Consider the following 17,669-nt stretch of genomic DNA (forward strand, 5'->3'; position numbering starts at 1 on the left):
TTAGCTCATTTTTAACTTAAATAGGGTCGAACTTTCGACCGTTTGTTCGTGGCACGTTTTGCCGCGAGTGGTGCCTTGTTGCACTTAATCACTGAATTGAATACTAAGATGACACTCACTGTCACGGAATGCGATATGACTGACAATCCTGCTGTTCTTCAAGCCGATGCGACACAAACTGGCCGTGGCGATAACCTCGCTCAAGCAGGCTTTGACCCGCGTGAGCAAGCCGCGCTTCATGCCTTGGCGGCTAAGGTCAACCATGCCTTTGTGACCGGCGCGGGCGGATTTTTGGGTAAGGCCATTTGCCTACGTTTGGTCGCGGCTGGGATTAAAGTTACTGGGTTTGCCCGTGGCCATTATCCTGAGCTTGAAGCCCTTGGTGTGACTATGGTACAGGGGGATTTAGCCAATCCTGAGCAAGTCAAACAGGCTATGCAGGGCTGCGATATCGTGTTCCATGTGGCCTCAAAAGCGGGTGTATGGGGCGACAGAGACAGTTATTTTTGCCCGAATGTGAAGGGCGCCGCTAATGTGATTGCTGCTTGTAAAGCACTAAAAATCAATAAGCTAGTCTATACCAGTACCCCAAGCGTGACCTTTGCGGGCGAGGATGAATCGGGAATCGATGAGTCGACGCCCTACGCCAGCCGCTTTTTAAATTATTATGCCCATTCCAAGGCGATTGCCGAGAAGATGATGCTCGATGCCAATCAAGCCTCGATAACCGCGTCGGCGTATGCGTTAAAGACCGTCGCCCTGCGGCCGCATTTGATTTGGGGGCCCAATGATCCGCATCTGGTGCCTCGGGTGCTCGCCCGCGGTCGTTTAGGTAAGCTCAAGCTGGTGGGGCGCGAGGATAAACTGGTCGATACCATTTATATCGATAACGCCGCCTATGCCCATATTCTGGCGGCCGTGGAGCTTTGCCAAGTCTCGCCTAAGTGCCAAGGGAAAGCCTATTTTGTCAGTAACGACGAGCCAGTGACTATGGCCAAGATGCTGAACCTCATCCTAGCCTGTGATGGGTTGCCGCCTGTGACCGCGCGCGTGCCACAGACCCTAGCCTATGTGGTGGGCGCTGTGTTAGAAACGGCGTATCGATTGCTGAATAAGCAAGAAGAGCCGATCATGACGCGCTTTGTCGCTAAACAGCTTTCCTGTAGCCATTATTTCGATATCAGCGCGGCAAAACGAGATTTAGGTTATCGTACACTGGTGACAATAGACCAAGGTATATGTCGATTAAAAGCTTCGTTATAGATGTTTGATTATTAAATAGAAATGTAAAAATGAATGCGTTTAAATTTGATTGATTAAACGCATTCCATTTACTGACTAAGAGTATTTTCTTATCGCAATGTCACACAGTTTGTTATATATTTTTTCAATTTGTAATTGACTATTCATGTTTGTATGGAAATGAGAGGAGAATAAATTAGTTTCAGATTGTAAGAAATTATCATTCTGTAGTTCAAGTGCATACTGCATATATTCTTTCCAATTGCTAAATCTACGTTCCTCTGGGACTATGTTACTTATATGCCCATAGTTTAATGTCACTACGGGTAAGCCATTTATTATTGCTGTTTGAGAGCTTGTGCCTCCACCAATTCTTTTAGGATTCAAATAAACATCAGCCATCAAACAAACAGATGCTAAGTCATCTTGAAATCCAATGTTTATCACTTTTTTTCTATCAATTAATTCAGCGTCAAAATTACTTGAAAGACTAAAACTGTCTGTACCAGAGAAAATAATATGTGCATTTTCGTTGCTTTTAATAAGACCGTTGCAAATTTCGATAAACTCAGGGGTTACTTCTCTATCCATCCTAGTGCTTACTACTAAATAAATGAAAGAATTATTATCCAGACCCAATTTTTCTTTTGAGGCGGGAATGTCAGCCTTTCCCTCTGGAGTGACCAACATATTCTCGAGCATAAAGTCATTATGTTCATATTTAGATGCTAGCTCTCTATGGTTATCATCGAAAAGGCTCCCAGGAACAAAATAGCTATCGCAGTGTGCAAATGGGACTACACCACCAGTGGTTGCAAATATCGATGGGTAAATTCCAAATATAGCCTCCTGAACTAAAAGATTTTCACCATGTGAAATAACTGCATCTGTATCTAATGATTTAAGAATGTCTAAAATATCTAATACCTTTCTTGATGACATCATCTGTTTCTCAATAGATATTATTTTAATTTTCTTATCTTTAAATTGCATATAGTTAATATTTAGCTCAGATGTTCCATTTAAATCTTTATTGACATTAAATCCTGTGGGATTTATTAATCCAAGAGTATTGTGATAGTTGAATCCATTTGAATTAATGATTGTTACATTACAATTATGATAAGTTTCTAAGTGGCATGCAATGTTGAAAGATTCTCTGGTTGGGGAATGTCTCATCCCAAGAATTTGTGGACTTAATATGACAATGTTTTTAACCTGATTAACATTTTTTTTGTTTTTATATTTATATAGTTTTAACCAATTATTCATGTCATTAGATAAATTTTTAAAGATATTTCTTAATGATGTTGTATTAACCGGGGTTGAGTTTGTAAATAAACGATTTCCAATATTCCAATATATCTCGTAAAAGCTTTGAGGTGACATGTTTGGTGGGCATGAATTGATAATTTTTTCTAAAAATCTAGAGTTTTTTGTTAAGTCAAATAAAAAGAAGTACAAGGAATTTAAGTTGTCTATCGGTGGTTGATTTGTAAGATAGTGTTGTATCACTTGTTCTTTATTGTACTCATCAATCTGTTCATAAGCCGATTTTAACGTGCTCAAGTATGAAAAAGATTCGTTATCTAATTTAGCTTCGATAAATATTAAATCTATAGTAAGAATTATGTCATTTGAAAAATTCATTAAGTTTCCCTATTTTAGTGAATTTGTAAGGTAGGCATATTTGATAAATTTTTATACTATTTTTCTGCTTAATTGTACATAGTTTTATGTTTTGTTGGGAAAATTTTGGTATGGTTCAGTGTTAGAAAAGTTAAACTCAGAATTCAGATAATAACTGCTCCTAATTGTGCGATATATCATGCCGAAAATCTTGCAGTGTCAAGCGTTACCACAATTTGGTGGCAGAGTCAGACGTGGCAAGGCTCAGACTAGGATTTGAACTCAGTACTACTCTTAGAAACAGCACGAGTGCAGCAAACGATTATTCTAAACATATATGGTCAGTTATTTAGTGTCGTTTGATTATTAATCAATGACTATTTACCTCTTTCAAAATATTTCTACTGTATCATTGTTTGAGATGATACATGCAATGTGTATTTGATAAGTGTTTTGTGTATATTTACTTTTTCAGTTGCATTACAGGAATTCACTCTATAGTTAGGGAATATTATGAGTTGTGGTGAATGTAAAACGTCAATTTTTAGGCAAAAAATAGGTCGCTGTAAACGCTGCATGTGGCAGTTGACGCTGCTGTCGCTTATCGATTGGCCTTTGTGGTGGTATCTCTACAGTGACGCTCCTCGAGAGGTCAACTCCATCGCCTTACTGTTTTTCTGCTTAGCCTTTAGTGGCCTGTTGTTACTGCATCTTGTGGTATTAGTCGCCCGCCGTCTGCTCGGGCGTGAGTAGTTTTTCACTTCCCATCGAATCTCCTTTTTATCCTTTGTGGTGAGCGGTCACACTTGCCATTTACACTATTTGAAACGGCCATGCTTGTCCGCGAACTTTTTCATTTTCGCTTAATGCTCAAGTGGTACACAGTGCGCTGAAACAGCTCGCTTTTTATCGTCTTAGCGAAAAATACTGTCGATTGGTGCTGAGGCGTGATGAGTGATGAGCTCACGCGATTATTTTACTCCGTGATCCCGTGAGTGTTAGGGCTAGGCTTAAATCTGAACTAAGTACCATAAATACTCTGATGATAAGGGTTCGTGTAACGAGTTTTTTTGGCTGATAAGTATGGATTTAAACAAATTTTAATCTGACATTTTAAGGTTTTTACCCTGTTTCACTGTTTTTGGTATCGCCAAGTACTAAGATCGAATGTGGCGATGGAGCCGAGAAAACTCGGTATTTTTTTAGGTTTTAGGGAGTGTTATGGAGTTTTTAACCACGTTATTTGTGGGTTACCCGATATGGGTTTGGTTAATGTTTTTTGGCTTTGTGTTGGCATTGTTAGCCTTCGACTTAGGTGTGCTACACAAAGAGCAGCACGAAATTACCGTGGCAGAGAGCCTTAAATTATCGGCCTTTTACATTTGTATGGGTCTGTTGTTCGGCGCTTGGTTATGGTGGTATAAGGGCTCGACCGCGGGGATGGAATACCTCACGGGTTACCTTATTGAAAAGTCTTTATCTATGGATAACGTCTTCGTTATCGCGCTTATTTTCAGTAGCTTAGGTATTCCCCGTTTGTATCAACACCGAGTGTTATTCTGGGGGATCATGGGCGTTATCGTGCTACGTGCCATTATGATTGGCTTAGGCGCGGCGCTGGTAGCGCAGTACCAAGGCGTGTTGGTGTTATTCGGCCTGTTCTTGATTTTCACTGGCATTAAGATGCTCTTTTCCGATGATGAGCATGGTGATATCCAAGATAATAAGTTTTACAAGTGGTTACGCTCTAAAATGCGTTTTACGCCAAGCCTTCATCAAGAGAAGTTTTGGGTAAGGGGAGAGGAGCATCAACTCAGCAAAGGCTGGTGGGCAACGCCCTTGTTCTTGGCGTTGATCTTAGTCGAAACCGCTGATCTGGTGTTTGCGGTGGACAGTATCCCGGCGATTTTTGCGATTACCCAAGATCCTTTTATCGTCTATACCTCTAATATCTTTGCTATTTTAGGTCTGCGGGCATTGTATTTCGCCCTCGCGGCCATGGTGCATCGTTTCGAGTACCTCAAGTATGCGCTATCGGTCGTGTTAGTGTTTATCGGCGTAAAAGTCGGACTGGTGTACTTTAATCACGAAGGCATTGTGGACTTTAAAATCCCAACGGCCTTATCCCTTGGCGTCACTTTCGGCCTCTTGCTGGCGGGGGTATTATTCTCCCTGTGGAAGACGCGCGAGCAGAAGTAAGTTAATGTTTTTCTATCTAAAACTGGCGCCATAGTGCGCCAGTTTTTATTCGGTCATCCCAAAGAATGGTTGTGAATTGCCTAGTTTATCGGCCGATGAAATAATTTCTATTTGCGGTTTTTAGGTTTGGTAAAAGTGCGCAAACTGTTCTATTTTTCGTATAGACAGACGTTTGGCTCGGGCTTTCTTTCTACCTGAGTAATCGTTCGCCTAACAGCGCACTGAGCCAAATATAAAGAGTCTGTTTTCATCAATTTTGCAATAATAACAATAAATTATTAGCACCATCAACTTTGTGGCTTAGCTCATTATCTGCCGGAATGGGGCGACAGTTTGGTTCATTCTGAGATGTTGACCATTACGCCACGCCATCATTACAAATAATCGAACAAATGACAGCGAGCCAGGCCGTTAATGCCGAGGTTCGTACGAGGAGAAAGATCATGTCTATGGTGAGTGCGAAGGAATTTGCTCATTGGCTAAAGAAACGCTTCGAGGGTGTCGAAAAGGGCGTGAGTTTAACTCGAGAAGATATTAATCAGCTGACCGGACGCCAAAATTTTTCATTGGTGTTTGTGCATGATATTCACTACGAGTTGATGCGTTATGGCATCGCCTTTGTAACAGACACGGGGCGCGATACTTATTATCTTGTGCGGGTTTTCGATAAACCTTGGCGCAATCAATTGGAGCAGGACTCTGAAAAGGAGCTGTTCTCTAACGTAGTGTCGATTAATTTACTGCGTTAAGACGGCAATTCGTGGCATTTATCAGTGCAATTTTGCTTGAGGTGGTGAGTGCTTTCGACGCACCACAGCGCGCTGCTGCGCAAGTTCGACAGCCCCTGTTACATAAGGATTAACAGGGTTAATAAATCGCATCTTTGCGTGACTTCCCGTCTACTAAGTTCGTTACACTCTCCCTCTTTACACTTAAATCCGCCGTGAAAAGTGCAAATTCGCTTGTTCTTCGACATGGATTTTCCTAAGGTGATTGAAAATGATTTTCACTGAGGCCCCCTATGAATACCCATTTGCAATTACAGGTTAAGCATTGGCTCGAAAATGACCCAGATCCCCGCACTCAGGCACAACTGCAAGCCTTAATCGATGCCGGAAATGACGCCGAACTCGAGGCACGTTTCGCGGGACGTTTAGAATTTGGAACCGCCGGATTACGCGGTGTGGTGGGCGCAGGTCCTATGGGCATGAATCGCTTGGTTATCCGCCAAACGTCTGCAGGGCTTGGTGCCTATCTACTTGAACAAATTAAAGATGCCGCCGAGCGCGGAGTCGTGATTGGTTACGATGGCCGCCACGATTCACGCACTTTCGCCCATGATACCGCCAGTGTGCTCACCGCGATGGGGATTAAAGTGCGCCTCACCGCCAAAGTGGCACCAACGCCGCTGGTGGCCTTTGGCGTTAAGCATTTTAATGCCGCCGCCGGTATTGTGGTGACCGCCAGCCATAACCCGCCACAATACAATGGCTACAAAGTGTATTGGGAAAACGGCGCGCAGATTATCCCGCCCCATGACTCAGGTATCGCCGCTCAAATTGAGCTGGCGGCAACCCAAGCGATTCCGTTTATGGATCAGGTGGAGGCGACCAAACAAGGCAAGCTTATCTGGTTGCAGGACGATTATTACGAAACCTATCGCCGTGGCGTGTTGCACGCCAATGTGCTGCAAAATAATACCGCGCCCGAAAAAGTCAGTCTTGCCTATACCGCGATGCACGGTGTGGGCGCAGAAATGGCTGAAACCGTGCTCCAAGACGCAGGTTTTACCCAAGTGTATTCGGTGGCGGCGCAGCGCGAACCCGATGGGGATTTCCCAACGGTTAATTTCCCGAATCCGGAAGAAAAAGGTGCGATGGACTTGGTCATCGCCGAAGCGAAAAAGCATGGTGCTATGCTTGCTTGCGCCAATGACCCCGATGCCGACAGATTTGCGGTTGCAGTACGCAAGGATGATGGCGAGTATCAAATGCTAACGGGTGACCAAGTGGGCGTGCTCTTTGGCCATTATCTGTTAAGCCATGCCGCGAAAGACCAACGACTGGTGGGCACGACTATTGTGTCCTCCAGTCTATTATCTAAAATCGCCAAAGGCTTTGGGGTTGAAAGTTATACCACGCTCACTGGTTTTAAATGGCTGATGAATGTGGGGATTGCGCAGAGTCAGCCTGATAATCAATTCCTGTTTGCCTACGAAGAGGCGCTGGGTTACACCGTCGGTAACATGGTGTGGGATAAGGACGGCCTGTCGGCCCTAGTCGCCTTCGCCCAATTAACCGCCGAGCTTGCCGCCAAAGGGCAAAGCATTTGGGATAGACTCGAACAGATATACCGCGAGCAGGGTTTCCATCTCAATGCTCAAGTTAGCATTGCCTTAAAACCCGACACGCCTAATATCGGCGCCTATCTGCGTGAACATCCGCCGCTGGCAATTGGTGAACATGCCGTGGTGTCGACTGATGATCTCAAGGCGTTAGAGCGCCGTTTTGCCGATGGCAAAGTCGAGAAAATCAATCTGCCCGCCAGTGATGTATTAACTTACTGCTTAGCCAATGGCGCACGGGTGATAGTACGGCCGTCGGGCACTGAGCCTAAAATCAAGTGTTACTACGAGGTGGTCGAGCCTATGACGGCGCAAGACACCTTGGCCAGCGCCCAGGCTCGGGCAACTCAGGCGATGGAGGCGTTTATTTCTGCCCATCAGGCGAGCCTACCTAAATAAGCGCTTTTAGCGCACTCAATAAAATCAGCTTCACTCAAAGGCTACTGACATGATGTTGTCAGTAGCCTTGTTTTATTCTTGTTGTCGTCCGCTGGTGAATCACATTTATAACATGATGAATCATCGGCATTTTTCAACAAGGAGAAAGTGAAAATGTTATCAATTGCACCGTTAGTCTGGGGTGAAATTCCTGTCAGTGATATGGATCGTGCCATCGCTTTTTATCAACAACATTTCGGCGTTGAATTTAAACGTGACGATATGGAAGACATGCAATACGCGACGCTGGTAACAGAGGAGGAAGGCGCCGCCAGCATTGGCCTCGTTAAATGCAGCATGAGCAAACCGTCGATGGAAGGTAGCACTGTATACCTGCATTTCAGCGCACAATTGCAACCTTTAGTGGATAAACTCGTGGCCGCCAATGTGACTATGCTATTGCCTGTGACGCCTATCAAAGACGGCGGTTGTGGCTATATCGCCCTGTTCGTGGATAGCGAAGGCAATAAGGTCGGCCTCTGGTCGCAAAATCAGTAATGTAAACTCTGCAGAGTCGTGCCTTGGCACGGCTCTCGGTACTGATGTTTAGTACTGATGTTTACGCCGATCTTTAATTCGAGTGGATACAGTCAGTTCTGCGGATAAGAGCGATATGCAGTAACGTCTCGCGATAGCCTTAAACAAGCAACTGCAAATTTCAGTGATGAAGGTAAAGGATAATGGAACAGGTTTTTATGGCGGCTCAACCTATGCTTGGGCTGAGTACGCGCACCAACAATAGCACCGAAATGGCGGGTGAGGGCGGCAAGATTGCAGCGCTTTGGCAGACATTCTTTGAATCATCACAACTCACGGCAATGCTCGACTCTCCCATGTATGGGGTCTACTACGACTATGAATCCGATATGACGGGAGACTATTCGGTTTTAGTGGGGAAAAGCGTTGAGTCTGTCAGCGAGACAGGCCCTTTTACAGCGTTGCAGCTGCGTGAAGGAAATTACCTTAAGTTCAGTGCACAAGGGGAAATGCCCCAGTGTGTGGTTGATCTTTGGGGACAGATTTGGCGCTACTTTAGTGCACCTGATTGTCCGCATCAGCGTGATTATCAAACGGACTTTGAGGTCTATCGAAGCGCCGATAAGGTCGAGATTTATATCGGGATCGTGTAGGCCGAATCCATAACGCTTTGCCTGTACAGTATCGCTTGGGCGGGTAAGCTTTAGCGGTTAAGATCCCTAAACTTTTGCAGCAAAGCCAATTTGAGGTGTGATTACTGTCCATGCGCCGTGCCGACCGCCTATTTCAAATAGTGCAAATTCTTAAACATCGACGATTAACGACTGCCCAAGAGCTGGCGGAACGTTTAGAAGTCTCGACCCGCACCGTATACCGCGATGTGCAGGATTTATGTTTGAGCGGCATTCCCATTGAAGGGGAAGCGGGCGTGGGTTATCTATTGCGCCACGAAGTGAATGTGCCGCCACTGATGTTTAACGAGGCCGAATTAGAGGCTATTCAAGTCGGTATGCGTATGGTGCAAACATGGGGCGGCAAAGAGCTTGGTAGTGCGGCGCGTCAGGCGATGATAAAAGTGGAGGCAGTACTCCCTAAGCGCTTGCAAGCCTATCAATCCTTGATGTTTTCGCCGGATTTTTATTTAGATTCCAACGAGTTTCAGTTTCTCGATCCGCTGCGTAATGCGGCCCAGCGCCGTGAGTACGTCAAACTCTTCTATCAAGATGTGAATAAAGCGCTGACCGAGCGTGAAGTGCGGCCGCTCGCCATCTATTTTTGGCGCGGCACTTGGACCTTGCTGACATGGTGCGAATTACGCCAAGATTTTCGCAACTTTCGGGTCGATCGTATCACCGGATTGTTAAGGCTTAACCGCCATTTTGAACCAACGCCGGGGCAGGAATTAGAGGATTATATTTGCCTGATGGACGCCCAGATGCGCGAGCGTGAAGCCGAAAAATAAAGCCACTCATAGAGTGGCTTTATTGTGATTACTTTATGAATCTTGCTTAGAAACTGCCGCGGATCCCGAGGGCGATTTGGGTGCCAAAACGCTCTAGATAATTTACTTGGTCTTCATACTTCACATAACCCGAATAGCGGTTATTGGTCAGGTTAGAAGCCTCGGCGAAAATCGACACATTTTCGAAAATATCATAACTCGCGCTAGCATCGAGCTGGCCGTAGTCTTGGATCCAAGCTGGACCACCCCAAGCTTCGGGATCGACCAGGAACTTACTGCGCCAGTTATAGGCAACCCTGGCCTGCAGACCGTATTGCTCATAGTAAAGGACGGCGTTGTAAGAGTTTTTCGACATGCCCTTAAAGGGTAAGCCTTTCGCATCGATTTCGGGATCATCATAGCTGCTGTCCACATAGGTGTAGTTCAGCTGGAAACCTAAACCATTAAAGGGCTCTGGCAGGTATTCGTCGAGGGATTGCTGCCATGCGGCCTCCACCCCTTGCACTTTGGCACCGTACTTACCCGATACGGGTTGAGTGACATAATATTCTGTCCCCTCAACCATTTGAGGCCCTTTGTCGTCGGTGATAAAGGATTCTATGTCTTTGATAAAAATGGCACCACTCAGTGAGCTACTCTCGTGGAAATACCATTCGAGGGAGATATCCCCTTGGCGCGCCTTTTCGGGGGCGACACTTGGGTTACCGCGTGTCAGTGTCGGTAAACCATTCTCACGGGTCGTGAAACTCGGTGCGGCCCAGACACGCAGCGCATAGAGTGACGGACGGCTTAACACTTCGGCGGCGGAGACACGTAGCAGCAAATCATCCTGCAGATTGAGCTTAAAGTTCATGCTCGGTAACACATTGGTATAGCTATCGTCGTAGCTGGTTTGAACAACGTTTTTCCAATCATTGTTGGTGGGTTGGCCGGCACTGTCTAATTCAACCTTAGCCAAATCGTAGGCATAACCATCGGAGGTGACTTTGGTCTGGCTCGCTCTGAGGCCTAAGTTCAACATATACGGCAGATCGAAAATTTCCTCTTCGATATTCACCTGCACATAGGCGGAGGTCACAGCTTCTGTGACTTCATAGCTTCCTGCCTTATTGAGGCTAGCGACAATGCTCTTATCCGCCGCTTCTTGGTTAATGCTGCGGTAGTATTCAAGCAGTTTGTCGTAGTCGAAGCTTGGCCATGGCTCTGGGGAGATGCTGTTTTCACCATCGAGGAAGTTATCGAAGTTGGCGGGCACAAATACGCTCGAAGGAATTTGGAACAGTTCAAATTCGCCTTGAGTAAAGACAGTGCTGTTATCGAAGGTATAACCGTCGCGGGTAAGGTAATAACCACCACGGCTGAATTGGCTGGAATTAGCGGAGGCAAATTCGGTCTGCTTCTTCACTTGCTTGACATAATTGACGCCAAAATCGACCTTGCTGATGATGCCTTCATCGGGAATGTATTGGCTGATAAGTTTGATGTCGGTAATTTTATCGTCCACATCGACGCCACTGTTACGGCTATAGTGGGCGCCGTATTTTTGATCGGCGCTCAGACCTGGGCTGATCACCACATCGGGCAGCATATTGCCACGGGTGTAATCGATGTCGATGCCATCGACAAAGCCACGGGCAACCACGAAGCGGTTATCGCCATTATTGGCATTTTGCGCGGCGGAGTAGGCAACATCGGCGGTAATCGACCAGTTGGGCATAACATACCAGTCGGCCTTCAGACCCATTTGGTAGGTATCGGTTTTTCTTGGGGTACTGAGGTTGAGCAATTCAACCATAGTGTTGTCACCCGTTTGGTTCATGCTCACCACACGGCCCTGATCGTCAAATATGGCGTCGGTAAATAGCGGTGTGCCCGGCGTCCATTCTTCGTCGTAGTTCACGAAGCCGATTTGGTATTTATGGCCATCGGTGTTGTAGCGTGAATAGAGACCGTCGAAGTTAATGTCGAGATTATCCAGTGGGCGCCATTGCAGGGCGAGCGTGCCACCTACGCGTTCACGCACGTCTTGGGCGTTCGCAAAATACATATAGCTTGGGATCTTAGAGGCATAAATCTCACCTGGGTCGATCACGCCGTTATTGTTGGTATCGACCGGCACCCCGGCACTGTCGACGCCCCAGCCTTCATCTTCATCGAAGAAGCCTTCGGCCGAATAGGTGTCCGCCCGCAGGGTTTTACGGGAATATACCGCCGAGACCAGCGCACCAAAACTATCGTCATCCGTCTTATCGCCGATGATCAGTGAGGCATGGGGATGAATATCCTCGGTACGGGACTCGTAAATCCCCTTGGCGGAGGCTTGAATGGTACGGCCTTCTAAATCCAGCGGTTTACGGGTTTGGATATCGACGATAGCGCCAATGCCACCTTCGGTCAGTCTGGCTTCGGGTGACTTATACACCGCCAGCACGTTTACCAGCTCCGAGGCGATGGTGTCGAAGTTAAAGTCTCGGCCTGCATTTTCTGAGGCCAATTTACGGCCATTGAGGGTGGTGACGTTATAACCATCGCCAAGGCCGCGAACCAGAATATTTTGCCCTTCGCCGCCGTTACGGGTAATGGTCACCCCGGGAATACGCTGTAGCGCCTCGGCTAAGTTTTCATCTGGAAATTTACCAATGTCATCGGCGACTACAAGGTCGACCACGCTCATGGCATTCTGTTTTAGGAACATCCCTTCCTTAATACTGTTTCTGATCCCTGTTACCTGAATGCGTTCGACTTCGGCATCCTGGGCTTGCGCAGTGTCCTTCGCTTGAACTTGCTCTTTCGTTTCTGTTTGTTGCTCTGCTGGTATTTCATTGGCAGCGCTGTGAGTTGCTGTCAGAGCCGCTGCGATGGCTAGGGCAATCGCGGCAGGCTTGGTGGTTAAGAGTTTCATAGTGTCCCCGCATGAGTGTGATGCACGGTCGTTGCCGTGTCTTTTAATACAATTTCGAAAGCGAAAGAAACTGCGCAAACCTTTCGAAGTCTTATTTATAGCGTTAAATTCTGTAATAGATCAATAAAAAAATGTAAAAATACTTTCAAAAAGTTTCACATTCATGCATGATGAAAATCAACCTATGGCAAAAACTTGAGCTAAAACTTCGTAAGTTATTGTTAATTTGGTTATTTGTTTTTGTGATAGTGAAAAGTGATTTCGAAAGTGTTTGAAAGTTGTTCTTGGCGTGTTACCTTTCAATCGATAGTTAATCGAAAGAATGGAGAAGCTTGTGAGTACTTTGAACACGATAGAAAGGCAGCAGGAAATTGTGCGAATGACACAGTTACAGGGAAAGGTCTCTGTTGCCGAACTCGCAGAACACTTTGGGGTATCTGAAGTCACGATCCGCAGCGATTTAGCCATGTTGGATCAAAAGCAGTTACTGGTGCGCTCCCGAGGCGGCGCTATGGTCAACAGCGAGTTGATCCGGGAGTTATCACTGAAGGAGAAGGGCAGTTGCCATTCGGCCTTAAAGCAAGAGTTAGGTAAGGCCGCGGCGGCCTTGGTGCAAAACGGCGATCGCTTATTACTCGACTCGGGGACGACCACCCAACAGGTGGCGGCGAACCTGATGGAGCATAAGGATCTGATCGTGATGACCAATGGCTTGAATATCGCCACCGAGTTGGCTAAGGCTGACGAAGTGGAGGTGATGTTAACCGGCGGACTGTTACGTAAAAAATCCCTGTCGTTCTACGGCAATATCGCCGAGAACAGCCTGCGGGATTACAACTTTAACAAGTTGATTTTAGGGGTGGATGGTTTCGATTTGCGGGTGGGATTAACCACTCACTTTGAAAAAGAGGCCAGCCTCAACCGAATGATGTGTGAGATAGCGAGTGAAATTATCGTTGTGACTGACTCATCAAAGTTTGATCAACAAGCATTCCACGTTATTTGCAGCAGTCGCCGTATTACGCGCCTAGTGACAGATACCGGGATCCCAGAGCGCTATGTTGATGAATTAACTAAACAAGGTGTGCAATTACACCTCATTGAGAAAGCTAATTTATAACGGGGAATTACTATGTCGGGTTTTGATCGTCGTTCGTTTTTAAAGGCTTCTATGGTAACCGCTGCGGCAACGGCACTTGCGGCCTGTGCCAGCAGTGAACGTGCTACAGGCACAACACCTAAGGCTGCGGGTAAATCTGTGATGGGGCTGGTCGTGCCCAAGATGGATGAGGTTAGAGTTGGGTTAATCGGGGTGGGTGAGCGCGGCATTGGGTTTGTGCATCATTTCAGCCGTATCGAAGGCGCCCGCATTACCGCTATCTGTGATACCGATACCTTAGTGCTGGCCCGCGCTGAAAAAGCCATTAACGAATATGGACGTGATAAACCTGCTTATTTTAGCAAGGGCGACCATGCGTACCGCGATCTGTTAAACCGTGATGATGTGGATATCGTCGTGATTGCCACACCATGGGCCTGGCATCACCCCATGGCGAAAGAAGCCATGTTAGCGGGCAAGCATGCCTTCGTCGAAGTCCCGATGGCGGGCACGATTGAAGAGCTGTGGGATCTGGTGGATACCGCCGAACTGACCCAGCGTAACTGTATGATGATGGAAAACGTCTGTTACGGCCGTGATGAGTTGATGGTGCTCAACATGGTGCGCCAAGGCCTGTTTGGTGAACTGCTCCACGGTGAGGCCGCCTACATCCACGAACTGCGCTGGCAGATGAAGGAAATCGACCGTAAAACAGGCTCTTGGCGTACGGCTTACCATGCTAAATACAACGGTAATCTCTATCCAACCCATGGTTTAGGCCCTGTCGCCCAGTATATGAATATCAACCGCGGCGACCGTTTAGACTATTTAACCTCTGTGAGCTCTCCTTCCTTAGGCCGCGCCGCCTATGCCAAACGTGAGTTCCCAGCGGATCATCAGCGTAACCAACTCAAGTACATTTGTGGCGACATGAACACCAGTTTGATTAAGACGGTAAAAGGTCGCAGCATCATGGTGCAGCATGACACGACCACGCCTCGTCCTTACAGCCGCCATAACCTGATCCAAGGGACCAACGGTGTGTTTGCAGGTTTCCCTAATCGTATCGCGCTGGAAAACGGTGGCTCTGGCAGTTATCACGAGTGGGATGAAAACATGGATTCATGGTACGCCAAATATGACCACCCTCTGTGGACCCGTATGGGCAAAGAGGCTGAGGAGAATGGCGGCCACGGTGGCATGGATTTCTTGATGTGCTGGCGGATGATTTACTGCCTACGTAATGGCGAGGCACTGGATCAGGATGTGTACGACGGCGCGGCATGGTCGGCGGTATTCCCCTTGTCGGTGGCCTCAGTCGGTGACCGGGGTAACTCCAAGGACTTCCCAGACTTTACCCGTGGTGTCTGGCAAACCGCGAAACCCCTCGGCATTGTGGGGTAAGCGCTATGTCAGTGATTCAAACTATCATTGACGCCAATAAAGCAGGTCAGCAGGCGGGCATTTTTGCCGTCTGCTCGGCCCAGCCCTTGGTGTTGCAGGCGGCGCTATTGCAGGCAAAGGCGAATGGCACGCCCTTACTTATCGAGGCGACCGCCAACCAAGTGAATCAGTTTGGCGGTTATACCGGGATGAAACCACAGGATTTCATCGACTTCGTTACTCAAATGGCCATTGAACTTGGCCTTGAACCTTCACAATTACTCTTTGGCGGCGACCACCTAGGCCCCGTCGTTTGGTGCCAGCAAGCCGCCGAAGAGGCGATGCAATTGGCCGAAGACCTTATCGCCGAATATGTGAAGGCGGGATTTACCAAAATCCACCTCGACACCAGTATGGCTTGTGGCGGTGATGTGCTTCCCTTAGCGGATGAACTTATCGCGGCGCGTGCGGCGCGGCTCTGTGCGGTGGCCGAAGCCCACCGCGCGCCCGAGCAAGCACTCTGTTATGTGATAGGCACCGAAGTGCCCGCGCCCGGCGGTGTGAGTGAGATGGAGGCCGAGCTTGCAGTCACGCCCGTCAGCGCCATTGAACATACCTTAAATTGCCACCGCGACGCCTTTGCTGCGGCAGGGCTGGGAGAGGAGGTGTGGCAAAAGGTGATTGCGGTTGTCGTTCAGCCTGGGGTGGAGTTTGATAACAGCCAAGTGCATTTGTTTGAACCTGAGGCAACCCATGCCCAAAGTGAGTTCATTCGCGGTTATCCCAGATTAGTGTTTGAGGCGCATTCGACCGATTATCAGCTCAGCATGGGGTATCAAGCCTTAGTGCAGCAGCATTTCGCGATTTTAAAAGTGGGCCCACAGCTTACTTTTGCTCTGCGGGAGGCCTTGTTTGCCCTGTCCCATATCGAAAATGTGCTGTGCCAGCCCGAGCAATGCTCGGATTTACGTCAAAACTGTTTTGAGTTGATGCGAGATAACCCTAAGTATTGGCAAGGGTTTTATGCCGACAACGAGGCATTAAAGTGGCAACTTGGCTTTAGCTTTAGTGACCGAGTGCGTTACTACTGGCCGAGTCTGCAAAACAAGGTCGAGCAGCTATTGAGCAACTTAGCCCAAAGCATTCCTCTGCCGCTGATCAGCCAGTATTTACCGAACCAGTATACGGCGGTCTTGGCGGGGGAACTTAAGCCCACGGCCCGTGAACTCGTGCTGCATAAAATTACCGAAGTATTGGCCGATTACGCCAATGCCTGCCAGCTTCCTGTGATGCAATCACCTTTAAAGGGATGATATTTTGATGTTAACCAGTCCTCTTTCTCCATTCGAACATGAAGATAGCAACCTGTTATTGAGTGCAGAGCAATTAACCCAATATGGCGCCTTTTGGACGGCGAAGGAAATCAGCCAGCAGCCGAAAATGTGGCGCAAAGTGAGCGAGCAGCACAGTGATAATCGCACTATTGCGGCTTGGTTAACGCCGATTCTGGCAAAGCCGCAATTAAGGATTATCCTCACTGGGGCTGGGACGTCGGCCTATATAGGTGATGTGCTCGCGGCCCATATTCAGCAGCATTTACCTTTGGCAACCCAACAAGTTGAAGCCATCAGCACCACGGATATTGTGAGTCATCCAGAGCTGTATCTGCGGGGCAATATTCCCACATTGCTGATTTCCTACGGCCGCTCGGGAAACAGCCCCGAGAGTATGGCGGCGGTCGAACTGGCGGAGCAATTGGTCGATGATTGTTACCATCTGGCGATCACCTGTAATGGTCAGGGAAAGCTCGCCAACTATTGCGCCGACAAATCACATTGTTACTTGTATAAGTTGCCCGATGAAACCCACGACGTGAGTTTTGCCATGACCAGCAGCTTTACCTGTATGTACTTGGCAACCTTGTTGATTTTTGCGCCAAATCCTCAGGCGCTAGCGCAGTGCATCGAGATGGCCGAGCACATCTTAACTGAGCGCTTAGCTGAAATCCGTCTGCAATCGGAGCAGCCTAGCAAGCGGGTCGTGTTCCTCGGTGGCGGACCACTTAAGGCCATCGCCCAAGAGGCGGCGCTTAAGTACCTTGAACTCACCGCTGGGCAAGTGGTGAGTGCCTATGAGAGTCCGCTCGGGTTTCGCCATGGGCCAAAATCTTTAGTCGATAGTTATACGCAAGTGCTAGTGATGGTGTCGTCTGACTCCTATACTCGCCAATATGATAACGATTTAATTCAAGAGCTTAAGCGAGATAATCAAGCATTATCAGTGTTGACGCTCTCCGAAGAACTGTTAACTGGCAGCAGTGGGCTTAACGAAGTTTGGTTGGGATTACCCTTTATTTTGTGGTGTCAAATCCTAGCCATCTATAAAGCGATTCAACTTAAAGTATCGCCGGATAATCCTTGTCCTACGGGGCAAGTTAATCGAGTTGTGCAGGGTGTCAATGTATATCCCTTTGTAAAATAAATATAAATAAGGG

At 47.5% G+C, this 17,669-nt stretch carries 14 protein-coding genes; 12 read left to right on the plus strand and 2 right to left on the minus strand.

The window, feature by feature from the left end; genetic code table 11:
• The first annotated feature begins 135 nt into the window (after positions 1-135).
• Positions 136-1,263: a 2-alkyl-3-oxoalkanoate reductase gene (gene oleD, locus CF168_RS07320; RefSeq protein ID WP_088210781.1), complete on the plus strand. Its 1,128-nt coding sequence runs from the start codon at positions 136-138 to the stop codon at positions 1,261-1,263.
• 75 nt (positions 1,264-1,338) lie between these two features.
• On the opposite strand, the gene CF168_RS07325 is transcribed toward oleD, so the two are convergent.
• A complete protein-coding gene (locus CF168_RS07325; RefSeq protein WP_089067461.1) occupies positions 1,339-2,892 on the minus strand; it encodes a glycosyltransferase family 1 protein in 1,554 nt (517 codons plus the stop codon).
• Positions 2,893-3,384: 492 nt separating this feature from the next.
• Between CF168_RS07325 and CF168_RS07330 the strand changes: the two genes are divergently transcribed.
• The 7 genes from CF168_RS07330 (at position 3,385) to CF168_RS07360 (ending at position 9,791) form a co-directional block, all read left to right on the plus strand.
• Positions 3,385-3,624, plus strand: a complete 240-nt coding sequence (locus CF168_RS07330; protein WP_088210708.1) for a DUF3624 domain-containing protein — start codon at positions 3,385-3,387, stop codon at positions 3,622-3,624.
• A 468-nt stretch (positions 3,625-4,092) separates the two neighbouring features.
• On the plus strand, positions 4,093-5,070 hold the full coding sequence (locus CF168_RS07335) for a TerC family protein (protein WP_011717593.1): 978 nt from the start codon (positions 4,093-4,095) through the stop codon (positions 5,068-5,070).
• A gap of 443 nt (positions 5,071-5,513) precedes the next feature.
• Entirely contained in the window at positions 5,514-5,819 is a 306-nt protein-coding gene (locus CF168_RS07340; protein ID WP_088210709.1) for a hypothetical protein, read from the plus strand.
• A 272-nt stretch (positions 5,820-6,091) separates the two neighbouring features.
• Entirely contained in the window at positions 6,092-7,813 is a 1,722-nt protein-coding gene (locus CF168_RS07345) for a phospho-sugar mutase (RefSeq protein WP_089067462.1), read from the plus strand.
• Positions 7,814-7,966: 153 nt separating this feature from the next.
• Positions 7,967-8,350, plus strand: a complete 384-nt coding sequence (locus CF168_RS07350) for a VOC family protein (RefSeq protein ID WP_011623292.1) — start codon at positions 7,967-7,969, stop codon at positions 8,348-8,350.
• 182 nt (positions 8,351-8,532) lie between these two features.
• Positions 8,533-8,982: a GyrI-like domain-containing protein gene (locus CF168_RS07355; RefSeq protein WP_089067463.1), complete on the plus strand. Its 450-nt coding sequence runs from the start codon at positions 8,533-8,535 to the stop codon at positions 8,980-8,982.
• Positions 8,983-9,092: 110 nt separating this feature from the next.
• Positions 9,093-9,791, plus strand: coding sequence for a helix-turn-helix transcriptional regulator (locus tag CF168_RS07360; RefSeq protein ID WP_089067464.1), 699 nt, complete (start codon positions 9,093-9,095; stop codon positions 9,789-9,791).
• Positions 9,792-9,837: 46 nt separating this feature from the next.
• On the opposite strand, the gene CF168_RS07365 is transcribed toward CF168_RS07360, so the two are convergent.
• Positions 9,838-12,693 (minus strand): TonB-dependent receptor, encoded by a 2,856-nt coding sequence (locus CF168_RS07365; RefSeq protein WP_089067465.1) that lies wholly within the window; start codon positions 12,691-12,693, stop codon positions 9,838-9,840.
• Positions 12,694-13,027: 334 nt separating this feature from the next.
• Between CF168_RS07365 and agaR the strand changes: the two genes are divergently transcribed.
• From agaR to agaS, 4 genes are read left to right on the plus strand one after another with little or no spacing between them, the layout of a single operon-like run.
• Positions 13,028-13,813: a transcriptional repressor AgaR gene (agaR, locus tag CF168_RS07370; protein WP_011623288.1), complete on the plus strand. Its 786-nt coding sequence runs from the start codon at positions 13,028-13,030 to the stop codon at positions 13,811-13,813.
• 12 nt (positions 13,814-13,825) lie between these two features.
• Positions 13,826-15,196 (plus strand): Gfo/Idh/MocA family protein, encoded by a 1,371-nt coding sequence (locus CF168_RS07375; protein WP_086902528.1) that lies wholly within the window; start codon positions 13,826-13,828, stop codon positions 15,194-15,196.
• A gap of 5 nt (positions 15,197-15,201) precedes the next feature.
• A complete protein-coding gene (locus CF168_RS07380; RefSeq protein ID WP_089067466.1) occupies positions 15,202-16,488 on the plus strand; it encodes a class II D-tagatose-bisphosphate aldolase, non-catalytic subunit in 1,287 nt (428 codons plus the stop codon).
• Positions 16,489-16,495: 7 nt separating this feature from the next.
• The gene (gene agaS, locus CF168_RS07385) at positions 16,496-17,656 is read left to right on the plus strand and encodes a D-galactosamine-6-phosphate deaminase AgaS (RefSeq protein WP_089067467.1); all 1,161 of its coding nucleotides are present in this window, start codon (positions 16,496-16,498) and stop codon (positions 17,654-17,656) included.
• Positions 17,657-17,669: the final 13 nt, after the last annotated feature.

This window comes from Shewanella bicestrii (assembly GCF_002216875.1).
Classification (GTDB): Bacteria; Pseudomonadota; Gammaproteobacteria; order Enterobacterales; family Shewanellaceae; genus Shewanella; species Shewanella seohaensis.